The sequence below is a fragment of the Streptococcus sp. HMSC064D12 genome (genome assembly GCF_001837205.1).
GTDB classification, from domain to species: Bacteria; Bacillota; Bacilli; order Lactobacillales; family Streptococcaceae; genus Streptococcus; species Streptococcus salivarius_D.
Genome location: NZ_KV831725.1, coordinates 150535 through 161071, shown reverse-complemented (window position 1 = coordinate 161071; position 10537 = coordinate 150535). Strand labels below are relative to the sequence as shown.

6 protein-coding genes are annotated in these 10537 nt (G+C 38.9%); 2 read left to right on the top strand and 4 right to left on the bottom strand.

The features are described 5' to 3' along the window. Window positions 1-180 (bottom strand): KxYKxGKxW signal peptide domain-containing protein (locus tag HMPREF2697_RS02510; protein ID WP_257375233.1); only part of this gene is annotated, 180 nt, incomplete at its 3' end. 330 nt (window positions 181-510) lie between these two features. On the opposite strand from HMPREF2697_RS02510, the gene pdxS reads away from it, so the two are divergent. Beyond that, window positions 511-1383: a pyridoxal 5'-phosphate synthase lyase subunit PdxS gene (pdxS, locus tag HMPREF2697_RS02505; protein ID WP_045768455.1), complete on the top strand. Its 873-nt coding sequence runs from the start codon at window positions 511-513 to the stop codon at window positions 1381-1383. Continuing rightward, window positions 1384-1977, top strand: a complete 594-nt coding sequence (pdxT, locus tag HMPREF2697_RS02500; RefSeq protein ID WP_070849525.1) for a pyridoxal 5'-phosphate synthase glutaminase subunit PdxT — start codon at window positions 1384-1386, stop codon at window positions 1975-1977. It begins immediately after the preceding gene. 258 nt (window positions 1978-2235) lie between these two features. Here pdxT and HMPREF2697_RS02495 read toward each other — a convergent pair whose 3' ends face one another. The 3 genes from HMPREF2697_RS02495 to HMPREF2697_RS02485 form a co-directional block, all read right to left on the bottom strand. Then, entirely contained in the window at window positions 2236-4665 is a 2430-nt protein-coding gene (locus HMPREF2697_RS02495; RefSeq protein WP_070849523.1) for a glucosyl transferase, read from the bottom strand. Between the two features lie 84 nt (window positions 4666-4749). Further along, a complete protein-coding gene (locus HMPREF2697_RS02490; protein ID WP_002883853.1) occupies window positions 4750-6273 on the bottom strand; it encodes a glucosyl transferase in 1524 nt (507 codons plus the stop codon). A gap of 728 nt (window positions 6274-7001) precedes the next feature. Next, a partial coding sequence (locus HMPREF2697_RS02485) for a glucosyl transferase (protein ID WP_070849521.1) occupies window positions 7002-10537 on the bottom strand: 3536 nt, incomplete at its 5' end.

Genomic DNA, 10537 nt, shown 5'->3' with positions numbered 1-10537 from the left:
AAGATTGCTGTCAGAGACGACATTTTCAGGACTGATAACAGCAGTCGTTTCTGGTTTAACTTCATCGGCTCCGACTTGCCCTAGGCCAATCAGTGAAGCCCCGATAGCCAAACTTGAAGCAGCGATTGTAATCCAATGTTTCTTAACTTTATGAAGTTTGAAACGAACTTTGTTTTCCATAATCTTCCCCCTTGTATGGTGGCTTGGTAAATTCATGCTGTGACATTAAAAACATCATGAATACCAAAAATTAATTTACGATTATATTTTAATCCTATTTTCTAATAATTTCAATAGAAAGCGGATACAAAAACGCCATGATTTTATAAAAAGATTCTTATATTCGTGATAGTTATAGCCTATAAAAGAGTTTTCCTAATTTATTTATTTTTTCGTCTATAGATATGCTTGAAATGGTAATTGTCCCCATACAGTTTGGGAAATAGAGTCTTTTTTTCAAAAATCATCCTGTGTAAAATAAAGGGCATAAAAACATGAGAGGTGATTGCAATGACAAATCGTTACGACTTAAATAAAAATTTGGCACAGATGCTTAAGGGGGGCGTCATCATGGACGTTCAAAATCCTGAGCAGGCACGTATTGCTGAAGCGGCGGGAGCAGCTGCGGTCATGGCCTTGGAACGCATTCCGGCCGATATCCGTGCGGTGGGTGGTGTGTCACGTATGAGTGATCCTAAGATGATTAAGGAAATTCAGGACGCTGTTAGTATTCCAGTGATGGCCAAGGTGCGTATTGGTCATTTCGTGGAAGCACAGATTTTGCAGGCGATTGAGATTGATTATATCGACGAAAGTGAGGTTTTGACACCGGCCGATGACCTTATTCATGTGGATAAAACCAAATTTGATGTGCCTTTCGTCTGTGGAGCCAAGGACCTTGGTGAGGCTCTTCGTCGTATCTCTGAAGGGGCATCAATGATTCGTACCAAGGGTGAACCTGGTACTGGTGATATTGTTCAGGCTGTTCACCACTTGCGACTCATGAATCAAGAGATTCGCCGTATTCAAAATCTTAGAGAAGATGAACTCTATATTACTGCTAAAGACTTGCAGGTGCCGATTGATTTGATCCGTTATGTCCATGAACATGGCAAGTTGCCTGTTGTCAATTTTGCGGCAGGTGGTGTAGCGACGCCAGCGGATGCTGCCCTTATGATGCAGCTGGGTGCTGAAGGTGTCTTTGTTGGTTCAGGAATTTTCAAGTCAGGAGATCCGAAAAAACGCGCGGAAGCCATCGTCAAAGCAGTGACTAACTATAATCGTCCAGATATTTTGGCGCAAGTGTCAGAAGATTTGGGGGAAGCCATGGTTGGTATCAACAAGGATGAAATTGACATCTTAATGGCAGAGCGAGGAAAATAGATGACAAAAATTGGAATACTGGCTTTGCAAGGTGCTTTTGCAGAACATGAGCAGGTCTTGAAAGCACTTGGGGTTGAAACGGTTCAAATCAGAAATCGACAGGATTGGGAAGCGCACGCTGATTTAAATGGGCTTATTCTACCAGGGGGAGAGTCGACTGTCATGGGAAAACTCTTGCATGATTTAGACTTGTTTGAGCCGATTAAGACGAAAATTGATGCTGGACTACCTGTATTTGGAACCTGTGCAGGTCTGATTTTGTTGGCCAAAACCATAGTGGGGGACCAAACAAAACATTTGGCAAGTATGGACATCAATGTAGCCAGAAATGCCTATGGTCGCCAATTGGGCAGTTTTGTCACAGATGCTGAATTTAAGGGAATAGGGGAGATCCCAATGGTCTTTATTCGTGGGCCAATTATTGAAGCTGTTGGACCAGAAGTGGAGATTTTAGCTCAAGTCAATGGGGCTATCGTGGCAGCTAGAGAAAAGCAGATGTTAGTGACCTCTTTTCATCCAGAATTAACGGGTGACGAAAGGGTACATGCTTATTTCCTAGATATGATTAATCCGGCAAAAGAAGAAAAGCTTTGATTCAAATTTCATAAATTCATTTACTTCTCCTTCACGCAAAAAAATCCAGGACCCGAGCCCTGGATTTAGGAGATTATGAAAAAGAAAAGTTTTAGGATGGTTATAGTATATAAAGCAAAGCCTAAAGTTTTCTTAAAGTGGAAAAAAAGTTTACTTGTGATATGAAAAAGGAAGTTGACAGTTGGTCGACTTCCTTTTTAGCGATTCCTAAATCAAAGTAATTATGAGATATCAATAGTTGTTATTTGAATTATATTCTTATACTTCATCAGGTCCCATCAAATGTCCATTACCGTCAGCATCGAATTTGAAGGCACCAGTGTTTGTTCTAACAATGGTATTTTCAGCGCGTGCCCCATTCTTAGCATCGTAATAGTGGACAGTTCCGTCATCGTCAAATTTGAATTCACCTCTAAGTTGTTTACCGTTTTGGTCGAAGTAAACATGGATGCCGTTTAAGGTTTGAGGTCCTGTCAGTTTATCCCCTTTAGCATCAACATAGTAGTAGAAATCTTCACGATCTAAATCTTTACTTTCTCTTGGGTACTGTCCATCCTGATCTACGAGATCATTTCCAGGAATGGTAATAGTGAAGTGGAAGATGCGATCACCATCGAGATTTCGGTAATTCCAGTTGTAGACATGAACAAAGCTATCAGTGACGAGAGCACCAGAGTTTTTATCATAATAGTGTCCATCAGGGGCGAAGCGTCCCTTGACTTGTGCGCCATTAGGAAGGAAGTAAAAGCGACTATTTCCAAAGGTTTGAGGTCCTGTTAATGGCTTACCATCAGCATCGAGATAGTACCAGGCAGTAGTATAGACATTTTGATTGTTGATGTCATCACGACCAATATAAGTTAAGATTTCTTTAAAAGCATTGGTTACGAGAGCACCAGAATCTTTATCATAGTATTTACCATTTGGTGCAAAATGTCCCTTGACTTGTATACCAGTGAAATCATCAAAGTAGACTTTAACACCATTGATAGTTTGTTCTCCCTTGAGTTTATCACCTTTATCATTGACGTAAACCCAGTTGCCATCTTCAGTTTCAAGATAGCGTTTTGTTACAAGTGCACCAGAGTCTTTATCGAAATAGCGACCATCCTCTGCAAAACGTCCTTTGACTTGTTTGCCATCCTTGTCAAAGTAGACTGGAATGTTGTCAACGAAGTTGAGACCGATGAGGTTTTTACCGTTTGCATCCTTGTAGTACCAGTTGCCCTCGTTATCACTATAATAGTGACCACCAAAAACTCGTGGTGCCTTGTCTAGGGAGATTGTAGGAATGACGGGAGTGTCTGTTTCTTCACCAGGTCCCATCAAATGTCCATTACCATTTGCATCGAATTTGAAAGCACCAGTGTTGGTTCTGACAATGGTATTTTCAGCGCGTGCACCGTTTTTTGCATCGTAATAATGAACGGTACCATCTTCGTCAAATTTGAACTCACTTCTAAGTTGTCTACCATTTTGGTCGAAGTAGACATGGATGCCGTTTAGGGTTTGAGGTCCTGTCAGTTTGTTACCCTTAGCATCAACGTAGTAGTAATAGTCCTCACGATCCAAGTCATTGCTGGAAAGTGGATAGTGGCTCATATCAATAAAGTGTGATTTACCGTCAGATCCTATAGCAGAGTCGTTCGGAATAGTAAGCATAAATTTAAGAACACGATTTCCGTCTTGATTTTGGAAATTCCAGTTATAAATATGAACAAATCTATTAGTTACAAGCGCACCAGAATCTTTGTCATAGTAATGTCCATCAGGAGCAAAACGTCCCTTAACTTGTGCCCCATTAGGGAAGAAGTACATGTTTGTACCACCAAGATTTTGAGGACCTTTAAGTGGCCGTCCGTCGGCATCAAGGTAGTACCAATCAGTAGTATAAATGTTTTGACCGTTGATATCATCACGACCAATATAAGTTAAGAGTTCTTTAAAGGTCTTGGTTACAAGAGCACCAGAATCTTTGTCATAGTATCGGCCATCCTCTGCAAAACCACCTTTGATTTGAATACCGTCTTGGCTAAAGTAAACAGGAACATTATCCACATAGTTCAGACCGACAAGATTTTTGCCGTTTGCATCCTTGTAATACCAGTTACCATTATCATCACTATAATAATGTCCACCAGAAATATGAGGTGCATTTTCAAGTGTTACAGAAGGTGTGACTGGCTTTTCATTTTCATCGATTGGGGCAGGTTGTTCACTGTTTTTTGTAGGTGTTTTTGTTTCTTCGACAGGAATAGGTTCATTGACTTTTTCTACCGAAGTTTTTGTAGTAGAGGCTTCTGAAGTTGCCGTTTCAATTGGTGTAGTTTTATTTGCCTGATTATCTTGATTGCTAATTTCTTGCTCAGAAGTGATTTTTACTTGTGATTCGCTTGCTAATTCAGATGATGCGACTTCACTGCTAGGAGCTTCACTAAGAACCGTACTTGTACTAGTAGGTAGCTCAGTATTAGTTGAGATAGGATTTGTAGTAGGTGCTTTGACCTCAACATTAGTTACTGCAGTTTCTTGTGCAGGTGCAAGAATCTCAGTTGGTTGACTAGAAGTTTCAGGTGTTTTCGCTTCATCCGCAAATGCAGGTCGTGCGAGTAAAGTAAAAGTAGCTAGAGCGGTTGCGCAAGAAAGTGCCACAAGGTGTTTCTTTGGGTTAGTCCTTTTCGTAATCATGATAAATTCCCCTTCATCTTAAAATCTTTTCAGTCTAAAAACTGAAATAATGCAAAAATAACTTAATTACAATTGATTGATGACTTAAATCTCTGTAAGGTAGCCGTTTTCATCAATATGATAATTTTTTCCATCAATATTGGCATTACGATTACGCCACATTTGACCATTGTTTGGATCGAAGTAAAGCTTATGTCCCTTGTAGTCTACAATTTCTCCCTGAACTCTTATTGGGAGACCAGCTGCATCACGGAAGTAGTAGTATTCACCCCAAACTTGTTGAAGTCCAGTTACTGCAATACCGTCTTTATCGAAATAGAGCCATCCAGGAATATAACCATGTGAATATTCAAAAAGCATATTCTTGTCGTTATAAATCATACGATTTTTGACAAGTTCACCAGTATAAGGTTCAAAGTAACGGATACCTTCTGGGAACCTAATAAATTGCCCCATAACATTGGTTTGGCTGTCATTGTTGTTGAATCCGATTCCTCGAGCTTGTCGTCCGTATTCAAAATAATAATATTCTTTTTCGCCTTTCTTTTGCCAGCCTGTAACGTATTGTCCGTCATCGCCGAGGTAAAATGTTCCGAAATCCATGCTCTTATAGCCACCAGGAATTCCCCCTAGAGATCTGACATAGCGGTTTCGCCAAAGTTCACCATCATGTCCAAAGTAGTATGGTTTGCTATCAATGTAAACTTTATGGAAGTCATCCCAATCTCCTTGGTACCAAGGAATGGAGACTCTATACGCAGTGTCAGGATAGAAATAGTAACGGTTTCCATTAATATCTTGCCAGCCTGTTACAGCCACACCATATTTACCAAAGTAACGGTATTCATCGTGAGGAAAATCAGCTACCTTGACAAACTGTTCAGTTATCCTATGCCCTAGATTCTGGTCGTAGAAATAATAATGGTTATTACGTTGGACAGACTCACCTTTGGCTTGTTTACCATCTTCATGGAAATACACGTGCTGATTGTCAACAACGTGTGCGCCTATAAGGTCTTTACCGTCTTTTTTGTAGTGCCAACTACCTTGTACGTCACTATACCATTGACCACCTGTAATATTTTCTTCAGGATCTTCGTCTTGAATTTCTGTGTTTTCATCGTTATTGAAGGAAGAAACATCAGTTTTAAGTCGATTTTCTGAGATGTCCTCATATCTAGCGTTTTCCATACTAGCAGTTTCACTTACTGTAGCTCCTGTTTTAGAAGTAGGTATTTCTGATCTTGTTGAATTTGTTTCAGAGATAACTGTACTTGAAGCCTCTGAAGCGGGTTTAGCTGTTTCAGGAATAGCTGTAGTATCAGTGGTAACACTTGTAGCTTCGCTATTGATAATGCTTGTGCCTGTTGGTGCATCTGTTGTAGTTGCTGTTGGATTTTCATCAAGTGTCTTAGTCTCAACAGTAGCCACTACATTTTCTATAGCAGGTGCGACAACTTCGGTCTTAGCATTCGTATCAGATGCTTTTACTTCTTCCGCAAATGCAGGGCGAGCAACTAGGGAAAAAGCAGCTAGTGCGGTTACACAAGAAAGTGCCACAAGGTGCTTCTTGTACACGTGCCATGGATAATTCATTTCAGTATTCATAATAGACTCCTTTCATAAAATGAACACCGATGTTTGGGTGGTTATAAAGGAGCTCGCCGTTAAAATAGTGTTAAAAGTAGGCAAATCTGTTAAAACGACTGAGCCCCATATCTAAATCTCTCAGGGCATGGCCATAAGACGATTTTATAGGCGAGCACGTCAAATGTGTGCAAGGAGAATATGCTTATGCTGTATAATTTATATCTAGAAACAGGTGATCTTACTTATTTATCCTAATACTTTTATTTCTCTCCTTTCGTTTTATTATTGAATCCAGCCTATGCACATGTCTTCAAATACAAAAAACTAGAGCTGTTAGTTTGAAGCATTCTCTCTAAAGCTCTAGTTTTATATTATAGACAGATGTGTGTATGAAAAGAGCCTTAGATTATCATGCCAAAGTGCCTAAGGACCAGTTTTCATGCATAAAAAATTATTTTGACGTTAGAAGTCTAAAGCCAAGTTCCTAATCCTAATCCCCTGTAGTACACTTTCAACGTTTTTAGTAAAACGCTTACATGTTCACCTATCTTTATTATAATACTTTTTTTATGACAAACAAGTTTTTTTACAAGATAATCGTAAATGTTAAAAAAATGTCATAATTGGGTTCTGTTTGAATGACAGTGATTGATTATATGAAAAAGGAAGTTGACCAACTGTCGACTTCCTTTTGTGTTTTTTTAAAGAACATTTAGACAAACATACTTACTATAATAAGATAAATCTCACAATTGAGTAGGACGTCCGTTTTCATCAAAGAGATAGGTTACTCCGTTAATGGTACGTGTCTGATTAGTAACAAGTTCGCCAGAATTTTCATCATAATAGCGAGTTCCTTTATAATCTGAGATAAATTGTCCTTTGACTTGTTTACCATTATTTCTGAAGTAGAGATGTTGTCCGTTTATAACTTGATCGAAAATAAGCGCTTTTCCGTCAGGACCAAAGTAGTACCAATCTCCCTCCCAGTTAAAGAATTGGTTAGTTAAAGCAGCACCTGTCTCAGCATCAAAGAAGTATGTAGGTGCAGCTTTTGAAGTGCTATTATAGTAATTTTCATTATAAGGGTTAACTAATAAGCCACGGACCTGATCATAATAATGCCCATATCTTGATTCTGGTCCATCAGAGAAATAATAGATCTTACCATTAATCTCTCGTAGCCCTTTGACTTTTCGACCGTTTTCATCAAGGTAAAACCAATTATTGCCTGATTTTATGAGACCGGTTTTGTGGATAGCAGCACCTGTTTCTTCATCATAATATGGAAGAGTGTTGTAGGGTCCTAATCCACCTCGAATAACTTCACCCCAAGAATAAACACAATAGTCTTTTCCATCTATTGTCATTCTACCGAAATCCCCATTACTATCAAAGTAGTATAATTTGTTTCCGGCCTTGAAAAATGTATTTTTAGGGATTTCTTGCCGAGCACCAGTGTCTTTATCATAGTAATAGCCGTCCAAAACAAGGTCCTTAGCTTGACCACCGAAGTAGTAAGGGTGGAAATAGACATTTACACCATCGATGGTCTGAGACCCTTTTAGTAAGATTCCCTGATCATTAGCATAATACCACTTGCCTTTATGGGTAAAGTAACGACCTTTGACTAGGGCGCCAGAATCTTTATCGAAGAATTTTTCAGCCGGAGTATAGCTAGCATGATCCTTTTCAGTAATTAATCGTCCATCTTTAGTAATGAAGTTACCCTTAACTTGAACACCAGTAATAGTGTCGAAATGGACTTGTACACCATCAATAGTTTGTTCTCCTTTTAGGATTTTACCTTCAGAACCAATATAATACCAAGCATCGTTGATTTGCACATAGTGATTCTTTCCTAAATCAGTCTTGGCACCAGAGTCTTTGTCGTAGAAGTAACCGTCTTCGTCAAATCCACCTTTAAGTTGTTTACCATTTTGAGGGTTGAAGTAAACGGCTACATTATTAATGATTTGAGCTCCTTTGAGTCGTCTACCTTTACTATTTACATAGTACCAATCTGATCCGACTCGCACATAGCTATTGGTTACAAGAGCTCCAGTGATACCATCATAGTATTTACCATTCACGGCGAAATCACCTTTTATTTGAGTTCCCTTTTGTTTGTCAAAGAAGTATTCGGTATTTTTGATAACAGCTAACCCTTTAACGGGATTACCCTTATCGTCTATATAGTAAGTTTTATCTTTGACTGTAATGAATTGATTATAAATTAATCCTCCAGTATCTTTATCGTGGAACCTGTCATTAGAGTCAAATGTTCCTTTTGCTTGTACACCATTGTTATCAAAATAGACATCAACACCATCAATTGTATGGTATCCTGTTAAGATTTTTCCATCATTACCAACATAGTACCAATTCTCTTTGATTTGGACGTAACGGTTTTTACCAAGGTCAACGAGATTACCATCTTGATCATAGTACCGTCCTTCAGCAAAATTATCGAATATTTGCCAACCACCGTAATTGTTAGAGTAATTTCCTAATTCGTGGAAGTACACTTGCTTTCCATCAATGGTTTGAGGTCCGGTTAATGGTTGTCCTTGATTATCCAGATAATATCTCTCGTTTTGACCAGTAGTACTATTATAGGCAATGACGTATTGATTTTTGACTAAGGCACCGGAATCCTTATCATAATAGCGGAAATTCTTACCTGAATAATCAGATATGAATCTGCCTTTGACTTGGACACCAGTGTTCTCGAAGTAAACATCCATACCATTAATCGTTTGTCTGCCTGTTAAAATTGTGCCGTCATCTCCAGCATAGTAACAATATCCATTTAAGTGGAAGAAGCGGTTTGTTCCGAAATCAACTTGTTTACCTTTATCATCATAATAACGACCATTTTCGGCAAATTTATTAAAAACTTGTTCAGGTTCAAAATAATACAATGCCCCATTGATTTCTTTGACACCAGTAAACTTATAGCCGTTTTCATCAATGTAATAGGTTTTATCACCATACATATTCACAATACGATTGGTGACGAGCCAACCATTATTTTTGTCATAAAAACGGTTATCAGCTGCAAAGTGTCCTTTAACTTGTTTGCCATCAGTGTCAAAATATACATTCATGCCATCAATGGTTTGAGGCCCTTTTAAAATCTTGCCATCTTTACCAATGTAGTACCAGTGAGTGTGAAGTTGGTAATAGCGATTGGTACCTAAATCAGTTCGTTTGCCTTCTTTATCATAATAATAGCCATCAGGACCAAATTCGTCTTTGATTTGTGCAGGTGAAAAGTAGTACCAAGCACCTCCAATATTTTTTTGACCTGTAACTCTATTACCATTTTCATCTACAAAGAAGTCATACATTGAATGAACAAAGCGATTAGTCACCAAGGCACCAGAATCCTTGTCGTAATAATGCTCATCACTAGCAAAGTCACCCTTTACTTGGATACCATCGTAATTGCTAAAATAGACTTTAACACCGTCGATAGTTTGAGGTCCTTTTAAAATCTTGCCATCATTTCCGATGTAGTACCACTTATTATGTAATTGAACATAGTGATTGGTACCAAGATCGGTCCGTAGACCATTTTTGTCATAATAACGACCTTCAGGGTCGAATGACTCTTTTAACTGGGCGCCAGAATCGTTAAAGTATGTCCAATCTCCGTTAATTTTTTGATGACCGATAAGCCTATAACCTTCTTTGTTTACATAGTAGGTGTTATAGCCATCATTGACATAACTGGACGTAACTAGAGCACCAGAATCTTTATCGTAAAAGTGTTGATCTAAGCCAAATCTTCCTTTTACTTGTCTACCTTTATAGTCAAAATAAACCTTAACACCATCGATAGTATGACCATCAATGTAGTCATCGCCATTTTCATTTCTATAATGCCAAAAACCATCATCGTCAGTGTAATACTCACCACCTGTAACATTTTCCACTCGAGAAGACCATGGTGGAGGTGGGTAAATACCTCTGTCGGTAACATCTATAGTACGGTCTTCATGGGATGCAGTTTCTTCCGCAGTTTTTTCTGTCACACTTGTTGCGACAGATGATTTAGATTCTGAATTTTGTGTTTCAGAGGCTGAAACAAATGTGCTTGTGACTTCAGAGCTTGGTTTTTCAGAGACTGTTTCTGATGAAGCCACTTCAGAGGCAGCTACTGGTGCTTCTGATACTGTAGCAGTTTCGCTTGAAGCAGTAGAAGGTGTGTTTTCTACTGGTTTGGCTGTGGCTTCATTAGTCGCTGGAGCCTCAACGTCAATAGCGCCTTCTTTGA